At 74.4% G+C, this 16,409-nt stretch carries 13 protein-coding genes; 5 read left to right on the forward strand and 8 right to left on the reverse strand.

What is annotated here, in order from left to right; translation table 11 throughout:
• Positions 1 to 164: 164 nt before the first annotated feature.
• Positions 165 to 3,092, reverse strand: coding sequence for a beta-N-acetylglucosaminidase domain-containing protein (locus tag ACF089_RS09350; protein ID WP_392024035.1), 2,928 nt, complete (start codon positions 3,090 to 3,092; stop codon positions 165 to 167).
• Positions 3,093 to 3,640: 548 nt separating this feature from the next.
• Between ACF089_RS09350 and ACF089_RS09355 the strand changes: the two genes are divergently transcribed.
• The 3 genes from ACF089_RS09355 to ACF089_RS09365 all read left to right on the forward strand — a co-directional run bounded on the left by ACF089_RS09355 (position 3,641) and on the right by ACF089_RS09365 (position 6,390).
• Complete coding sequence (locus tag ACF089_RS09355; RefSeq protein WP_392024038.1) at positions 3,641 to 3,994, forward strand: hypothetical protein; 354 nt, start codon at positions 3,641 to 3,643, stop codon at positions 3,992 to 3,994.
• Between the two features lie 9 nt (positions 3,995 to 4,003).
• Positions 4,004 to 6,058 carry a 4-alpha-glucanotransferase gene (gene malQ, locus ACF089_RS09360; RefSeq protein WP_392024041.1) on the forward strand — a complete coding sequence of 685 codons (2,055 nt, stop codon included), beginning with the start codon at positions 4,004 to 4,006 and terminating at the stop codon, positions 6,056 to 6,058.
• 95 nt (positions 6,059 to 6,153) lie between these two features.
• Positions 6,154 to 6,390, forward strand: a complete 237-nt coding sequence (locus ACF089_RS09365; protein ID WP_392024043.1) for a hypothetical protein — start codon at positions 6,154 to 6,156, stop codon at positions 6,388 to 6,390.
• A gap of 219 nt (positions 6,391 to 6,609) precedes the next feature.
• On the opposite strand, the gene ACF089_RS09370 is transcribed toward ACF089_RS09365, so the two are convergent.
• A complete protein-coding gene (locus ACF089_RS09370) occupies positions 6,610 to 7,134 on the reverse strand; it encodes a MarR family winged helix-turn-helix transcriptional regulator (protein WP_392024046.1) in 525 nt (174 codons plus the stop codon).
• 103 nt (positions 7,135 to 7,237) lie between these two features.
• On the opposite strand from ACF089_RS09370, the gene ACF089_RS09375 reads away from it, so the two are divergent.
• Positions 7,238 to 8,257 carry an EamA family transporter gene (locus ACF089_RS09375; protein ID WP_392024049.1) on the forward strand — a complete coding sequence of 340 codons (1,020 nt, stop codon included), beginning with the start codon at positions 7,238 to 7,240 and terminating at the stop codon, positions 8,255 to 8,257.
• On the opposite strand, the gene ACF089_RS09380 is transcribed toward ACF089_RS09375, so the two are convergent.
• The 6 genes from ACF089_RS09380 to ACF089_RS09405 form a co-directional block, all read right to left on the reverse strand.
• Positions 8,254 to 8,880, reverse strand: a complete 627-nt coding sequence (locus ACF089_RS09380) for an ATP/GTP-binding protein (protein WP_392024051.1) — start codon at positions 8,878 to 8,880, stop codon at positions 8,254 to 8,256. The two genes, ACF089_RS09375 and ACF089_RS09380, sit on opposite strands and share 4 nt — an antisense overlap.
• The gene (locus ACF089_RS09385; RefSeq protein ID WP_392024053.1) at positions 8,861 to 9,217 is read right to left on the reverse strand and encodes a DUF742 domain-containing protein; all 357 of its coding nucleotides are present in this window, start codon (positions 9,215 to 9,217) and stop codon (positions 8,861 to 8,863) included. Before ACF089_RS09385 ends, ACF089_RS09380 begins: the two co-directional genes overlap by 20 nt.
• Complete coding sequence (locus tag ACF089_RS09390; RefSeq protein ID WP_392024054.1) at positions 9,214 to 9,630, reverse strand: roadblock/LC7 domain-containing protein; 417 nt, start codon at positions 9,628 to 9,630, stop codon at positions 9,214 to 9,216. Before ACF089_RS09390 ends, ACF089_RS09385 begins: the two co-directional genes overlap by 4 nt.
• Positions 9,627 to 11,066 (reverse strand): sensor histidine kinase, encoded by a 1,440-nt coding sequence (locus ACF089_RS09395; protein ID WP_392024766.1) that lies wholly within the window; start codon positions 11,064 to 11,066, stop codon positions 9,627 to 9,629. Before ACF089_RS09395 ends, ACF089_RS09390 begins: the two co-directional genes overlap by 4 nt.
• 211 nt (positions 11,067 to 11,277) lie before the next feature.
• Complete coding sequence (gene pepN, locus ACF089_RS09400; protein WP_392024057.1) at positions 11,278 to 13,857, reverse strand: aminopeptidase N; 2,580 nt, start codon at positions 13,855 to 13,857, stop codon at positions 11,278 to 11,280.
• Positions 13,858 to 14,007: 150 nt separating this feature from the next.
• The gene (locus ACF089_RS09405; RefSeq protein WP_392024060.1) at positions 14,008 to 14,904 is read right to left on the reverse strand and encodes a LysR family transcriptional regulator; all 897 of its coding nucleotides are present in this window, start codon (positions 14,902 to 14,904) and stop codon (positions 14,008 to 14,010) included.
• A gap of 100 nt (positions 14,905 to 15,004) precedes the next feature.
• On the opposite strand from ACF089_RS09405, the gene ACF089_RS09410 reads away from it, so the two are divergent.
• Positions 15,005 to 16,219: an MFS transporter gene (locus ACF089_RS09410; RefSeq protein WP_392024063.1), complete on the forward strand. Its 1,215-nt coding sequence runs from the start codon at positions 15,005 to 15,007 to the stop codon at positions 16,217 to 16,219.
• Positions 16,220 to 16,409: the final 190 nt, after the last annotated feature.

Genomic DNA, 16,409 nt, shown 5'->3' on the forward strand with positions numbered 1-16,409 from the left:
AGAGGCGCCGGCGGGAGGCGCCGGCCGGGTGCGCGCGCCGGGCTGTGGTGCGGGGGCGCCTGCGTGCGGGCGAGGCGGACGGCGTCCGGGTGCGCGAAGACGGCGCGCGGTGCGGCGCGCGCTCCCGGGCGGGGAGTGCGCGCCGCGCGCCGCAGGACGGAGAGTCAGCGGTCCGCGACCGCGTAGGCCTCGACCGACCACAGGGAGTAGCTGAAACGGGTCGCCCTCCGATCCCCCTGGATCCGGATGTAGCGGACGTCGGCGCTGTCCATCCGGACGGCCTCGCGCCCGCCGCGCCCGCCGTCCACCGTCGCCGCCGTACGCCACGCCCGGCCGTCCGACGAGACCTGTACGCGGTACTTCGCCGCGTACGCGTCCTGCCAGCGCAGCACCACCTGCCCCAGCCGGACCGGGCGGGGCAGCTCCGCCTGCCACCAGGCGGTGTCCTCGACCGGGGACGACCAGCGGGTCGCCGGGTCGCCGTCGAGGACCGCGGACGCCGGGAAGTCGGGCGTCTCGTCGCCGGACGAGGAGGCCGTGATCCCCGGCTCCGCCAGCAGATCGCGGCCCTCGGTGCGCGGATACGCGTGCACGGTCAGGGTCTCCTCCTGGCCCGCGAAGGAGAGCGGCACCCGGTACTCCCCGGCGGGGGTGTCCTTCGGTACGGAGACCTCCACCGGCACCGTCGTCCGCACGCCCCGGGGCACCGTCGTCCGCTTGGGAGCCTTCACCTTGATCCCGGCGGGGGCCTTCGCGGTGACCGCGCCGCGCACCTCCCCGGGCCGACGCGGCGTCAGCCGCACCTCCGCGCGCTGCGGACCGCCGCCGATCGCCGCGTCCGTCCGCTCGCGCTCCAGGTCCAGTTCGGCGGCGGGCTCGTCGGCGAACCACGGCACCACCGAGCGCACGGCGACCGGACCGCCCCCCTCCGCCACGACCCGGACCGCGTCCGCGCGCAGCCCGCGCGCGTCCGTCTGGGTCCAGCCGCTCGGCGAGAGCGCGCCGAGCCGCCGCCAGCCCTCGCCGGGCACCCGGGCCTCCAGCCGCGCGGCGACGCCGGGCTCGGTCATCGCCACCACCGCGCCCAGCGGGCGGGCCCGCTCCAGCCGCACGGTGTCCTCGCCCGCCGTGTGCGCGGTCCGGTCCGCGCCCGTCCAGGCCGAGGACTCCTTCACCGCCCGGTCCAGGAACGGCTCCAGCACGCCCTTGCCGACCGTGGCGCGGCTCGCCCCGAGCTGCTCGCGCAGCCGCTCCAGCTCCAGGAAGGCGCTCCAGGACCGCTCCCCGTCGCCGTCGAGCTGGGCGCTGAGCATGTCCACCGCCAGCTCGCCGGCCCGGCCGTAGCGGGACAGCTGGTCCAGCCAGGGGCGGACCTCGTCGTCCAGCCGCCCGTCGGCGGTGCGGGTGAGCCGGCCGGGGGCCTCGCGCATCACCGTGAACTCGGCGCGCAGGGCCTTCGCCGCCCGCTCCCGGGCCGCCCGGTCCGTCGTGCCGCGCAGCCGCCAGAACTCCTCCAGCAGCGGCGTCAGAGCGCGCGACTCGGCGGGGTCGAGGATCGAGGAGGAGTGGTTGCCCGCGAGCGCGCCGAGCGCCGCGCGGGTCGCGGCGTCGTCGCCCGCGAGATCGGATATGGCCGCCTGCCAGGACTCCTGGGGCCGGTAGCCGCGCGGGTTCCAGGCGTAGTCGGCGGCGGTGAACAGCGGGATCCGGGAGGCGGAGGCCTGCTCCATCGCCTGCGCGAGCAGGGCCGCCGACCCGCCGGCGACGGCCGGTTCACGGCCCGTGTAGGGGCCGAGGAAGAGCCGGTCCTGCGCGTAGTCGTTGACCGGGTAGTTGTCCATGGTGACCAGCGGATGGCGGAACGCGTCCCGGGCCTCGGCCAGTTCCCGGCCGGTGATGGTGCGCGGCACCACGCCGACGCCGGTCCAGGCGACCTGGACCGCGGGGTCGAGGGTCTCGGCGAGCGCCCGCCGGTACTCGGTCGCGCCCTCCTGGTAGAACTCGGTCGGCATCAGCGACAGCGGCTCCGCCTCCGGGTGGCGCTCCGCCAGATGCCGTGCCACCGCGTCGGCCGCCCGCGCCTGGGCCCGGGCCGCCGCCTGGGGGCCCGAGCCGAAGGTGCGGGCGTCCGCGCGGCAGTGCCACTCGCTGTAGCTGACGTCCTGGAACTGGAGCTGGAAGGCGCGCACCCCCAGCGCCCACATGGCGTCGATCTTGCGGGTCAGCGCCCGTACGTCGGCGTCGTCGGAGAGGCACATCTGCTGTGCGGGGGCGACCGCCCAGGCGAGGGTGACATGGTTCTGGCGCGCGCGGTCGGCCAGCTCGCGGAACTCCGCCCGCTGGGCGGCGGGATAGGGATCGCGCCAGCGCGCCTGCCGGAACGGATCGTCGCCGGGGGCGTACAGATAGCGGTTCTGCTTGGTCCGGCCCATGAAGTCGACCTGGGCGAGCCGCTCCTGATGGCTCCAGGGCTCCCCGTAGAACCCCTCCGCGACGCCCCGGACGGCGGTGCCGGGCCAGTCCCGTACGAGGACTCCGGCGACGGATCTCCGCTTGCCGGGCGCGCCGGTGATCAGCTGACGCAGCGTCTGGACGCCGTGGAAGAGACCGCTCTCGCCGACGCCGTCGATCGCGACCGCGCCCCGGTCGCCGATCTCGCCGGCCCCGATCCGATAGCCGCCCGAGGAGAGATCGGCGCGTTGGGGCGCTCGCAGGGCGCGCAGTGCGTCCTGCGCGCCCGGTCCGCCGATGTGGAAGACCGGGCCGCGCCCCGGCAGCGAGGTGTGCACGGTGCGCACCCCGGCCTCGCGCAGCTGCCGCTCGGCCAGTTCGAGGGCGCGCGGGTCGGCCCCGGGCCCGGCGAGCAGGGTGACGTCCGCGCCCAGCGGTACGGCCGGGCCGGCCGCCCGGATGAACTGCGGCCGGGGCCAGACCGGGGGAACGGCCCCGTCGGCCTGGGGATCCGCGGTGGTACGGGCGGGGGAGACGGGGTCCGAGGGAGCGGCGACCGCGCCCTGTGTCCCGGAGAGGAGGCCGCCGATCACCGCGACGGTGACAGCGGTGGCCGTACGCCTCCTGCGTGCCAGTCGCACGTTTGTCCCCTTTCGGTCCCCTGAATGTCTCATCCATGTCTCTGTTTGATTGCGAGCCCACCACTCCTGCCAGGAAAGTGTCAACGTGCGTGGCCGATGTGCGCCTTTTGCCTGCCGAGGTGGGAGGTCGCGGGGCTGGTCGGGGGCGCGCGGGAGCCCGCGAACGCCCCTTGCTCGCAGGCCGCCCCGCCTCCGACCGTCCCCGACCCCGACCCCGGCCGCCTCCGCCGCGACAACGCGCTGGCGCGGGGCGGGACACAGGCGCGGGCACGGGCACGGGCACGGACACGGGCACGGACGCAAACGCGGCCACAGGCACGCAGCCGATCGCCGATCGCCGGTCCCCGTTCTTCGGGCGGGGGGCGCGCGGGAGCCCGGAGGGAGTTCGTCCGGTGCGGTGTGCGACCGAAGGCCGGTCGGGGCCCGGCACGCCGGGAACGATGTGTGACGAGAGACACGTTGACTGATCGAATACGTCTGCGGGCGGACCGGCCGGGTAAGCGCCGCACAGACCGGTCACCGTTCGCACCGTCGTTGGGAGTGTCTCCATGACCGCCGCCGCCCATCTCCTGCTCTCCGCCCTGACCACCCAGGCCCTCGGCGCCGAACAGACGGCGAGCCCCCGTCAGCGCCCCCGGAAACCGGCCCGGCGCCCCGGCGAGGCGGCCTCCCGCGCCGCGCGGAGCGGCGGCGCGCCCCGAGCCCCCTGGGCGACCGGACCCGCCGGCGGATACGCCCCCTTCATAGGCGAGCCCACCGCGAGCGGCCCGCTGACCAGCGAGCCCCCGCTGCCCGACGCGGCCCCGCTCACCAGCGAGCCCCCGCTCGCCGACACCGCGCCGCTGACCAGCGAGCCGACCGCCGCCGGATTCGCCGGCGACCCCCAGTCCCCAGGAGTCTGAGGAGACCGCATGAGCCTGGCCAGGCTCGCCGCGCTGCACGGTGTCGCCGCCGCCCGCACCCCCGCCGAGGGAGCGGCCGTCCCCGTCCCCGAGGCCACCCTCGTCGCCGTCCTGGCCGCGCTCGGCGTGGACGCCGGCAGTCCCGAGGCCGTCGAGGAAGCGCTGATCCGGGCCGAGTCCGACGCCCGGCGGCTGCTGCCCCCGGCCGTGGTCCGATGGGACGGCGAGCCCGATCCGCCCGCCCTGGCCCGTCTCCCCGACGGCACGGCCCTCCGTCTGGTCCTGGAGGACGGCGCCGAGAGCCACGACCCGGCGCACGCGCCGTACGGAGTGCACCGGCTGACCGCCGAGGCCCCCGACGGCCGGACCGCGCGGAGTCTGCTGATCGTCGCCCCCGGCCGGGCCCCCGCCCCGCCCGCCCGCGCGCACGGCTTCCTCGTCCAGCTCTACTCCCTGCTCTCCGAACGCTCCTGGGGCATGGGCGACCTCGGCGACCTGGCCGAGCTGGCCGCCTGGTCCGGCCGGTCGCTCGGCTCCGGATTCATCCAGGTCAATCCGCTCCACGCGGCCGTCCCCGCGAGCCCCGGCGGGATCGCCGACCCGTCCCCCTACCGCCCCTCGTCCCGGCTCTTCCCCGACCCGGTCCATCTGCGGATCGAGTCCGTCCCCGAATACGCCCACTCGGAGGGCCGCGACCGGGAGCGGCTCGACGCGCTCCGCTCCCGGGCCGCCCTGCTGCGCGCCTCGGTGCTGGACAAGGGCGAGCTGATCGACCCGGACGCCGTCCGGGCGCTCAAGCTCCGGGCCCTGGAGACCCTGCGGCGGGTGCCGCTCACCCCCGGCCGCCGCGCCGCGTACTGCGCCTTCCTCGCCGAGGCGGGCCGCCCGCTGGAGGACCACGCCACCTGGTGCGCCCTCGCCGAGGTGCACGGCCCCCGCTGGCGCTCCTGGCCCGAGCCCCTCAGGGACCCGCGCTCCGCCGCGACCGCCCGCGCCCGGCACGAGCTGATGGACCGCGTCGACTTCCACTCCTGGGCCGTCTGGCTCACCGACCGCCAGCTCGCCGAGGCGGCCGGCGCGGCCCGCGAGGCCGGGATGGGCGTCGGCGTCGTCCACGACCTCGCCGTCGGCGTGCACCCCGAGGGCGCGGACACCTGGGCGCGGGGCGGGACGTTCGCCGCCGGCATGTCCGTCGGCGCGCCCCCCGACGCCTTCAGCGCCCACGGCCAGGACTGGGGGCTGCCGCCCTGGCGTCCCGACGCCCTCGCCGCCTCGGGGTACGCGCCCCTGCGCGAGCTGCTGCGCGGCCGGTTCCGCCACGCGGGCGCGCTCCGGATCGACCATGTCATGGGCCTCTTCCGGCTCTGGTGGATCCCTCGGGGCCGCCCGCCCGCCGACGGGACCTATGTCCGGTACGACGCCGAGGCGATGCTCGCCGTCCTCGTCCTGGAGGCCCACCGGGCCGGCGCCGCCGTCCTCGGCGAGGATCTCGGCACCGTCGAGCCGGGCGTACGGGAGAGCCTGGCCCGGCGCGGGGTGCTGGGCACCTCCGTCCTCTGGTTCGAGCGCGACTGGGCGGGCGCGGGCCGCCCGCTGCCGCCCCACGCCTGGCGCGAGGGCTGTCTGGCGACCGCGACCACCCACGATCTGCCCCCCACCGCCGCCCGGCTGACGCTCGGCCATGTGGAGCTGCGCGACCGTCTCGGGCTGCTCGGCCGGCCCGTGGAGCAGGAGCGGTCGGCGGAGCGGGCGGACGTCCACGAGTGGCTGCGGCTGCTGCGGAGCCTCGGGCTGCTGCCCGAGGGCGAGCCCGGCGAGGAGGAGAGCGTCCGCGCGGTCCACCGCTTCCTGCGCGCCACTCCCGCCCGGCTGGTCGGCGTCTGGCTGCCGGACACCGTGGGGGACCGCCGCCCGCAGAATCTCCCCGGCACCTGGGACCAGTACCCGAACTGGCGGCTGCCCCTCGCCGACGCCGAGGGCCGCCCGCTCACCCTGGAGGAGCTGACGGCCTCGCCCCGGCTCCACGCGCTGATGGAGGTCTTCGCCGAGCGCGCCGCCCCCTGAACCGCCGCCCCGCGCACCCGCGCCCGCGCCCCGGCCCCCGCCCGTACGGCACCCCCGGGCGCGCGCCCCGATCGGCCGTTCGCTACGTTGGCACCGTGGACAAGAAGAACGCTTTGCGCGCCGGCACCGTCGCGGCCGGTACGACGCTGATGATGCTGCTCCTGTCGTCCCCCGCGCTCGCCCTGACGCCCGACGACGGAGACGACCCGGGCCAGGGTCTGACCGTGGCCGAGACCCTCGGTCTCTTCGTCGCCGCGCCGCTGGCGATCTTCCTGGTGATCGCGGGCCTGGTGATGGTCCTCGACAAGTCCAGGAAGCAGGAGCAGGGCTGACCGGTCGGGCCCCTCGCCCACCGGTCCGTCTTCCGGCCTCCGACGACACCGGGCGCTCCCGGGTGCGCACACCCCTGGAGCGCCCTTGTCACGCCCTTTTCCCGGCACTCCCGCGCCGACGGTGACCCGGGCTCCCGGCGACCCCGCCCCCGCCCTCGACTCCGCCCTCGCCCCCGCGGGGTGATCCCGGGCCCCGCCCGTCCCCCGACGGGCCCCCGCCTATGACGGGTGCGCGGACATCAGCCGCCGCAGCAGGTCTCCGAGCTGTTCCCCCTGCTCCTCGGTGAGCACCGAGTCGAACATCCGGTGCTGGAGAGCCAGTCCGGCGGCGACCGCGCGGTCGATGACCTCAAGGCCCTCCGCGGTGAGGGTGACCCGCAGCCCGCGCCGGTCGTCCGGGTCCGGATTGCGGGTGAGCAGCCCCGCCTTCTCCAGCTTGTCCAGCCGTCCGGTCATCCCGCCGGTGGTCAGCATCAGCGTCGCCGACAGCTCCCGGGGCGAGAGCGTGTACGGCTCCCCGGACCGCCGCAGCGCCGAGATCACGTCGAACTCGCCGCGGCTGACCCCGTACCGCCGGTACTCCTTCTCCGTCAGATCGCCCATGGCGCGCGCGATCCGGTACACCCTGCCGTAGACGGCCATCGGGCCCGTGTCGAGATCGGGCCGCACCGCCGCCCACTGATCGACGATCGCGTCGACGGCGTCCCGGGCGGGCCCGGCTCCCGGGGCGGTTGCAGAAGTCATGGCACCAGTATCCATGGACATGGGTTGTGCACAAGTAAGCAGCTTGACGGAAAGTAGCTTACGAGTAAGCTACTTTCCACTGACTTACTTCAAGGGATCGCTCATGAACCGCGCCGCAGTCGTCGCCCTCACCGCGCTCGCCCCCGTCTCCTGGGGCTCCACCTACGCGGTCACCACCGAGTTCCTGCCACCCGACCGGCCGCTGTTCACCGGTCTGATACGGGCCCTGCCCGCCGGGCTGCTGATCCTCGCCGCCACCCGGGTGCTGCCGCGCGGCTCCTGGTGGTGGAAGGCGGCGGCGCTGGGCGCGCTCAACATCGGGGCCTTCTTCCCGCTGCTCTTCCTCGCCGCCTACCGGCTGCCCGGCGGAATCGCCGCCGTCGTCGGCTCGGTGGGCCCGCTCGTCGTGGTCGGCCTCGCCGCGCTGCTGCTGGGCGAGCGGCCGACCGCGCGCACCCTGCTCACCGCGATCGCCGCCGCCTTCGGCGTCAGCCTGGTGGTGCTGCGCGCCGGGGCCGCGTTCGATCTCATCGGGGTGGCGGCCGGTCTGGCCTCCTCCGTCTCGATGTCCGCCGGAGTCGTCCTCACCAAGCGCTGGGGCCGCCCCGAGGGTGTGGGCCCCCTGGCGATGACCGGCTGGCAGCTCACCTCGGGCGGACTGCTCATCGCCCCGGTCGCCCTGCTCGTGGAGGGCGCGCCGCCCGCGCTGGACGGCACGAACATCGCCGGGTACCTCTATCTCGCGCTCGCCAACACGGCGGTCGCGTACTGGCTCTGGTTCCGCGGCATCGAACGGCTCACGGCTGCCTCCGCCACGCTCCTCGGCCCTCTCTCGCCGCTCACGGCGGCCGTGATCGGCTGGGCGGCGCTGGGGGAGGCGCTCACTCCCGTACAGCTGCTGGGCATGGCGGTCGCGTTCGCCGCGACGCTCATCGGCCAGCTGCGGCCGCGCCGGCGGGCGGTGGACGGGAAGCCGGCCGCCGCACCCGCGGCGCCGTCCCTACCCGCGACGCCGGCAGGACCGGCCGCGCCCGCCGTAGCCGCCGCGCCCGCCGTAGCCGCCGCGCCCGCCGGACCGGCCGCGCCGGGCGCGACCCGTCCGCCGGGCGCCGGAAGGCTCTAGGACGGAACCGCGTCCGCCGTCACCGCCAGGGACTGGAGATAGCGCATCAGCGTCATCAGCACATCCCTGCTGGAGCCGCGCAGCCTGGCGTCGCAGTCCACGATCGGCACCGACAGCGGCAGATCGAGCGCCGTACGGATCTCCTCGACGGGATACACCGGGGCGTCCGGGAAGGTGTTGATCGCGACGACGAACGGCACCCGCCGCTCCTCCAGCCGCCCGATGACGTCGAAGCTGACCTCCAGCCGCCGGGTGTCCACCAGGACGACCGCGCCCAGCGCGCCCTCGAACAGCCCGCGCCACAGAAACCAGAAGCGCTGCTGCCCCGGGGTGCCGAACAGATACAGCACCAGCTCGTCGTTGATGCTGATCCGGCCGAAGTCCATGGCGACGGTCGTGGAGGTCTTGCGCTCCACTCCCTGGATGTCGTCGACGCCCACCCCGGCCTGGGTCATCGTCTCCTCGGTGGTCAGCGGCCTGATCTCGCTCACCGAGCCGACCAGCGTCGTCTTGCCCACGCCGAAACCGCCCACGATGACCACCTTCACGGCGGCGGTGGTCGTCTCCGGCAGCACATCCTCGCTGCGCGGGCCCACGGCCCGCTCAGAGCTTCTGAAGTCCATCGATCACTGCCTCAATCAAAGCGCGGTCGGGGAGTAGCGCGGGCTGGACCGGAGCGCGGGCCATCACCTGGCTGTCGAGCAGCAGATCGCTCAGCAGCACGGTGACGACGCTCACCGGAAGACTCAGGTACGCCGAGATCTCGGCCACCGAGAGCGGGGACTGGCAGAGCCGGACGATCGCCGCGAGTTCGGGCGCCATCCCGTGCCGGGGGCCCGACTTGGCCACGATCAGGGTGACCAGGTCGAGCGTGGCGGGCACGGACGCGCCGCTGCGTCCGCCGGTGATCACGTACAGCCGTTCGGGGCTGCTCTCCTCCCAGTCCCCCGCATCGCTCACGCGGACTGCCTGTCCTGCCGCGGCGGGCTGGACAGGTGCTCTCCGATCCGGAGTACGAGGTCGCGCATCCGCTGGCCCATGAGCCCCGCGTCGACGCCCTCATCGGCGAGTACGGCCAGGAAGGCGCCCGAGCCCGCCGCCATCAGATAGAAGAATCCGCCGGTCATCTCGATGACCACGAGATGCATCCGGCCGTCGCTGCCCGGGAGTTCGGAGGCGACCGCGCCCGCCAGGGACTGGAGCCCGGCGCAGGCGGCCGCGAGCCGGTCCGCCGTGTCGTCGTCCGCGCCGTGCTGCGCCATCCGCAGCCCGTCCGCCGACAGCACGATGACGTGTCTGGTCTGCGGTACGCCTTCCGCCAAGTCCTTGAGCATCCAGTCCATGTTGGTCTGGTTGGACTGCTGCTGAATCATGGCTGCGTACTCCCCTTGTTCGTCTGGGTTGCCTCACCGGCCAGGCCGTTCTGGAACGCCGTGAGCCACATACCGGGCTGCACCGCGGGCGCGGCCTCCGGCTGGGGCGGCGCGGCGGCAGCGGGCGCTGCGGTGACGGGGCTCTTGCGGCGCCGCTGCGGCAGCCCGGTCGCCGTACGTTCGGTGATGACCGGGAGCTCGTCGTCGGGCATGAGGTCCGCGATCGTGGGGCCGGTCGGCTGCCTGGCCGGCTGCTCCTGGATGACCGGCACACCGCCGGCCCGGGGCCCGGAGGCCGCGCCGATGCCGTGCGCCAGGCCCGTCGCCGACGCGACGGTGGTGATCAGTTCCTTGGGTACGACCAGCACGGCGCGCACGCCGCCGTAGGCCGAGGACCGCAGCGACACCTTGAATCCGTACGCCTGGGCGAGCCGGCCGACCACCGCGAGGCCGAGGCGCGGGGTCTCGCCCAGATCGTTGACGTCGATGCCCTGCTGGGCCTGGCGGAGCATGCGCTCGGCCCGCAGCCGGGCCTCCTCGCTCATGCTCACCCCGCCGTCCTCGATCTCCACGGCGATGCCCGAGTTCACATCGACGGCGGTGAGATGGACCTTGGTCTGGGGCGGCGAGTAGCGGGTGGCGTTGTCGAGGAGTTCGGCGAGCGCGTGGATCAGCGGCTCGACGGCGCTGCCGACGACGGCGACCTCGGAGACCGAGTGCAGCTCGACCCGCTGGTAGTCGATGATCCGCGACATCGCGCCGCGCATCACGCTGTAGAGGGGTACGGCCCTGCTCCACTGGCGGCCGGGGCGCGCGCCGCCGAGCACCGCGATGGAGTCGGCGAGCCGGCCGATCAGGGCGGTGCCGTGGTCGATCCGGAGCAGATCGCCGAAGACCTCCGGGTTCTTGCCGTGCCGGTCCTCCATCTCCCGCAGCTGCTGGGCCTGCTGGTGGACGATGGCCTGGACGCGGCGGGCGATGTTCACGAACGCGCGCTGGGCCGACTCGCGGAGGTCTTCCTCGCGGGCGACGGCGTCGAGCACCGAACTCAGCACGACCTGGTGCTCGGTGGAGGTGTGCAGGGAGTCGAGTATGTCCTCGGGGAACTCGCCCCGGCGCAGCCGCTCCACGACCTGCGGCAGCAGCTCACGGACCAGCCGGGTGGTCTCGGCCTGCTCACGGGCGAGGGCGGCCTCCCGCTCGGCGAGGCGCGCGCCCAGCTGGGTGACGCGGCGGCCGCGTCTCACGGTCTCGGCACAGGAGATGGCGATCGCGGTCACGGCGATGACATCGACCCAGATCACGGCGGTGCGCGCGGATCCGGACACCACTGCGGCGGCCATGGCGGCCGCGACGGCGGTGACGACGACAGGCACGAGCCACACAAGGGAAGCCGCGGGCCGCGGAGTCTCGGTCGACGTTTCCTGTCGGACCATCAGCACCCTCAAACCATCGGAACGGGAATGATCATATGACGTCAGTCGGGGAGCATATCCGTGTCCGGTCGGAACAGATCACACGAGGTCATGGATTTGGCCTGATATTGACGCTTGGGAACCACAAAGACGCCCAACTCCGAGGAGTCGGGCGTCTTCTGGTCCGGGCGCCCGGTCGATCGGGCATCCGGTTCTCCGGTTACGGGTACGGCTAGGAGGCCGAGCCCGCGGCCGCGTCCGCCGCCTGGGCCCTCAGCGCGCGCTCCACACCCGAGCGCGACTCCAGCACCAGCCGCCGCAGCGCCGCCGGCGGCTGCTCCGCCTCCAGCCAGGCGTCCGTCGCGTCCAGCGTCGCGGACGACACCTGGAGCGACGGGTAGAGCCCGACCGCGATCTGCTGCGCCATCTCCGTGCTGCGCGACTCCCACACGCCCTTGACCGCCGCGAAGTACCGCTCGGCGTACGGGGCCAGCAGCTCACGCTGATCGCTCTGGGTGAAGCCCGCGATCACCGCCTCCTGCTTGGAGTTGGTCAGGCTGTCGCCCTCCACCGCCAGCGCCCAGGCCTCGGCCTTGGCCTCCTCGGTCGGCCGGGCCGACCGCGCGGTGGCCGCGTGCTGCTCGCCCGCCGCCGTACGGTCCCGCTCGTACTCCGCCGCGATGCCGTCCTCGTCCAGCACCCCGGTCGCCGCGAGCCGCTCCACGAACGCCCAGCGCAGCTCGGTGTCGACGGCCAGACCCTCGATCGTGTCCGCGCCCTCCAGCAGCGCCTGGAGCAGATCCAGCTGCTGCGGGGTGCGCGCGGTCGCCGCGAAGGCCCGCGCCCAGGCGAGCTGGTGGTCGCTGCCCGGCGCGGCGGCGCGCAGATGCGCCAGCGTCGCGTCGGTCCAGCGGTTCAGCCCGGCCTCGCGCCAGCGCGGGTCCGCGTACAGCTCGATCGCCGTCTTCACCTGGCGGTGCAGCGACTGCACCACGCCGATGTCCGACTCCTTGCCGACGCCCGACAGCACCAGCGACAGATAGTCCCGCGTCGCCAGCTCGCCGTCGCGCGTCATGTCCCACGCGGCCGACCAGCACAGGGCCCGCGGCAGCGACTCGGCGAAGTCCCCGAGGTGCTCGGTGACCACCCGCAGCGACTCCTCGTCCAGCCGGACCTTGGCGTAGGAGAGGTCGTCGTCGTTGAGCAGGACCACCGCGGGCCGCCGCCGGCCCGCCGGGAACGGCACCTCGGTCAGCTCGCCGTCGACGTCCAGCTCGATCCGGTCCGTGCGCGTCAGACGGCCGTCCGCGTCGAGGTCGTAGCAGCCGATCGCGATCCGGTGCGGCCGCAGCGTCGGCTCGCCCTTGGCCCCCGCCGGGAGCGCCGGAGCCTCCTGCCGTACCGCGAAGGAGGTGACGACGCCGTCGCCGTCCACCGCGATCTCGGGCCGCAGCACATTGATGCCCGCCGTCTGGAGCCACTTCTGGGACCAGGTCGTCAGATCGCGGCCCGAGGTCTTCTCCAGCGCGCCCAGCAGATCCGTCAGCCGGGTGTTGCCGAAGGCGTGCGCCTTGAAGTACGCCTGGACGCCGCGGAAGAACTCGTCCTCGCCGACATACGCCACCAGCTGCTTGAGCACGGACGCGCCCTTGGCGTAGGTGATCCCGTCGAAGTTCACCAGGACATCGTCGATGTCACGGATCTCCGCCATGATCGGATGCGTCGACGGCAGCTGGTCCTGCCGGTACGCCCAGGTCTTCATGGAGTTGGCGAACGTCGTCCACGAGTGCGGCCAGCGCGAGCCCGGGGCCGCCGCCTGGCAGGCGATCGAGGTGTACGTGGCGAACGACTCGTTCAGCCAGAGATCGTTCCACCACTCCATGGTGACGAGGTCGCCGAACCACATGTGGGCCAGCTCGTGCAGGATCGTCTCCGCCCGCACCTCGTACGCCGCGTCCGTCACCTTCGACCGGAAGACGTACTGGTCGCGGATGGTCACCGCGCCCGCGTTCTCCATCGCGCCCGCGTTGAACTCCGGCACGAAGAGCTGGTCGTACTTGGCGAACGGGTAGGCGTAGTCGAACTTCTCCTGGAACCAGTCGAAGCCCTGCCGGGTGACCTCGAAGATCGCGTCCGCGTCCAGATACTCGGCCAGCGAGGGACGGCAGTAGATCCCGAGCGGGACCGACTGGCCGTCCTTCTCGTACGAGCTGTGCACCGAGTGGTACGGGCCGACGATCAGCGCCGTGATGTACGTGGAGATCCGGGGCGTCGGCTCGAACCGCCAGACGTCGCCGTCGGGCTCGGGAGTGGTGGAGTTGGAGATCACCGTCCAGCCCTCGGGAGCCTTCACGGTGAACCGGAAGGTCGCCTTCAGGTCGGGCTGCTCGAAGTTCGCGAAGACCCGGCGCGCGTCGGGGACCTCGAACTGCGTATAGAGATACGCCTGCTCGTCCACCGGGTCGACGAAGCGGTGCAGGCCCTCGCCGGTGTTGGTGTACGCGCAGTCCGCGACGACCTTCAGCTCGTTCGGGCCCTCGTGCAGATGGTTCAGCGCGATCCGCGAGTCGCGGAAGACGGCCGCGACGTCGAGCGACTTGCCGTTCAGCACGACCTCGTGGACGGCCGGGGCGACCAGATCGATGAAGGTCTCCGCGTTCGCCTCGGCGGAGTCGAAGCGCACGGTGGTCACCGAGCGGTAGAGGCCCCCCTCCTGCGCACCGCTGAGATCGAGGTCGATCTCGTACGCGTGGGTGGTCAGCAGGCGCGCCCGCTGCTGCGCCTCTTCGCGGGTCAGGTTCGTGCCAGGCACGCGGTCATCTCCTCGTTTTCGTGACGTTTGCCGTCATCCTTCCACGCGGCGCGGCCCCGGGGCGTGTGAGTAATGCCTGGCAGGGCGGGGAACGTCGGATCCTTGACCGGGAGACGCGCACGAGCCCCGGGAGCGGGCGGGCCCGAAGGCTCAGGCGGCCGCGGAAGGCGCCGCCCGAGCCTCCCGGACCGCCGCCGCGAAGTCCCGTACCGCCGCCGTCGCCCCGCCGCGCCGCCACACCACGCCCAGCGCCGAGACCGGCAGCCCGTCCACCGGGACGAACGCGATCCCGTTCCGGGCGTTGGCGTCCGCCGTCGCACGGCACAGCAGCATCGTCCCGATGTCCGCCGCCACCATCGTCAGCCCCTCCTGGAGCGTGACCGCCTCCGGCCCCCGCGTACCGCCGCCGGACCCCGGGGCCTGCGCCGCGCGCCAGTACGCGGGGGCCGGCGGGGCCGGGGCGATCAGCCGGGCCTCCGCCAGCGCGGCGGCGGGCAGCGAGGACAGGGAGGCGTACGGGTGACGCGCCGGGACCGCCAGCGTCTGCCGCTCCCGGGAGAAGACCGGACCCAGCTCCACATCCGGCTCCGCCACCGGCAGCAGCACCGCCGCCGTGTCCACCTCACCGCGCCGCAGCGCCCCGAACGGATCCGCCAGCGGCAGCTCCACGATCTGGGTGTCCAGCTGCGGACGCGCCCGGCGGAAGGCGGTGATGGCCCGCATCAGCTGCTCGTTCGCCGTGCCCTGGAAGCCGATCCGCAGCGAGCCGGTCCGGCCGAGCGCCGTGTCCCTGGCCGCGTCCACCACCCCGGACAGCCGCTCGTACGCCGGCCGCAGCTCCTCCAGGAACCGTTCGCCGAACGGGGTCAGCCGCACCCGGCGGCTCGTCCGCTCCACCAGCCGCGCGCCGAGCCTGCGCTCCAGGGCGGCCAGCAGCTGGCTCACCCTGCTCTGCGAGAGGTAGAGCCGCGTCCCCGCCCGGCCGAAGTGCAGCTCGTCGGCGAGCACCAGGAAGCACTCCAGCTCCCGGGTCTCCAGTCCGCGCATGCCCGTGTCCCGTCCCTCGCCCGGATCGATGAGTCCGCCTCATACAAGGATGAGGACTTCGCCGTTGTTCCCCGCCCCGGGCGGCAGCAGCCTGGGAGCCATGACCACCCACCTTCCCCCGGGCCCGTCCCCGTCCCCGAGTCCGCCGACGAGTCCGAGCCCGATCCCGAAGGCCCCGCCGGCCCGGGGCCGGGCCGCCGTCCTCGCCCTGGCCGCCGCGACCTTCACCGTCGTCACCACCGAGATGCTGCCCGTCGGGCTGCTCAGCCCGATCGGGGCCGGACTCGGCGTCTCCGAGGGCACGGCGGGTCTCGCGGTCACCCTCCCCGGACTCGTCGCCGCCGTCACCGCCGTCCTGCTGCCCGCCCTCGCGGGGCGCGCCGACCGCCGCGCCCTCCTCTGCGGACTGCTGCTCGCGCTCGCCGCGGCCAACGCCCTCTCCGCGCTCGCGCCCGGATTCGGCGTGCTGCTCGCGGCCCGGCTCGTCGTGGGCGTGTGCATCGGCGGCGTCTGGGCCGTCGCGGCGGGGCTGGCGCATCGTCTGGTCCCCGGGGCCTCGGTGGGCCGCGCCACCTCCGTGATCTTCAGCGGGATCGCGATCGCCTCCGTGGCCGGGATCCCGGCCGGGGCGCTGGTCGGGGACCTCGCGAGCTGGCGCTGGGCGTTCGCGGCCGCCGGGGTGCTCGCCGCCGCCGTCGCCGCGGCGCTCGCCGCGCTGCTGCCCCCGCTGCCGCCGGAGGGGACCGTCCGCGCCCGGGAGATGGCCGCGCTGCTGCGGACGCCCGCGGTGCGCGCCGGGATCCTGGTGATCGCGCTCCTGGTGACCGGGCACTTCGCCGCGTACACCTATGTCCGGCCCGTGCTGGAGCGCGTCGACGGGATCGCCGCCGGGGCGATCAGCGGGCTGCTGCTGGTGTACGGGGTCGCCGGGGTCGTGGGGAACTTCCTCGGCGGGGCGGTCGCGGCGCGCTCCCCGCGCCGGGCCCTGCTCACGGTCTCCGCGGTGCTCGCGGGGGCGGTGGGGCTGCTGGCGGCGGCGGAGGGGAGCGCGTGGGTGTCGGCGGGGCTGCTGGTGGTGTGGGGGCTGGCGTACGGGGGTGTGTCGGTGTCGGCGCAGAGCTGGATGGGGAGGGCGGCGCCGGGGGCGCGGGAGGCGGGGGCGGGGGTGTTCGCGGGGGTGTTCAATGTGGGGATCGCGGTGGGGGCCGGGGTCGGCGGGCTCCTCATGGACGCCTCCGGCCCCACCTCCCCCCTCCTCCTCGCCACCGCCCTCGCCACCCTCACCCTCCCCACCCTCACCCGCACCCGCCTCTGACCACACCCCTCCGCCTTGGGCCCGGGCGTTGTCCGGGTGTCGGCTGGGCGAATCTCAGCCTCGCCGGCGTTTGAGGCGCGAAGGGGCCCGGGCCCCGTTCTGGTGCTGGTGCCTGGGGTGCGGGTCCGTCCTCAATCGCCGGACGGGCTGGATGTGGGTCTGCCGGGTCCGTCCCCAGCGGCCGGGCGGG

The organism is Streptomyces sp. NPDC014894 (assembly GCF_043080985.1).
Lineage (GTDB): Bacteria > Actinomycetota > Actinomycetes > Streptomycetales > Streptomycetaceae > Streptomyces.

Coding starts and splice junctions, on each gene's coding strand:
- ACF089_RS09355 (WP_392024038.1), top strand. CDS start 3,641: ATGACCGCCGCCGCCCATCTCCTGCTCTCCGCCCTGACCACCCAGGCC.
- malQ (WP_392024041.1), top strand. CDS start 4,004: ATGAGCCTGGCCAGGCTCGCCGCGCTGCACGGTGTCGCCGCCGCCCGC.
- ACF089_RS09370 (WP_392024046.1), bottom strand. CDS start 7,134: ATGACTTCTGCAACCGCCCCGGGAGCCGGGCCCGCCCGGGACGCCGTC.
- ACF089_RS09375 (WP_392024049.1), top strand. CDS start 7,238: ATGAACCGCGCCGCAGTCGTCGCCCTCACCGCGCTCGCCCCCGTCTCC.
- ACF089_RS09380 (WP_392024051.1), bottom strand. CDS start 8,880: ATGGACTTCAGAAGCTCTGAGCGGGCCGTGGGCCCGCGCAGCGAGGAT.
- ACF089_RS09390 (WP_392024054.1), bottom strand. CDS start 9,630: ATGATTCAGCAGCAGTCCAACCAGACCAACATGGACTGGATGCTCAAG.
- ACF089_RS09395 (WP_392024766.1), bottom strand. CDS start 11,066: ATGGTCCGACAGGAAACGTCGACCGAGACTCCGCGGCCCGCGGCTTCC.
- ACF089_RS09405 (WP_392024060.1), bottom strand. CDS start 14,904: ATGCGCGGACTGGAGACCCGGGAGCTGGAGTGCTTCCTGGTGCTCGCC.
- ACF089_RS09410 (WP_392024063.1), top strand. CDS start 15,005: ATGACCACCCACCTTCCCCCGGGCCCGTCCCCGTCCCCGAGTCCGCCG.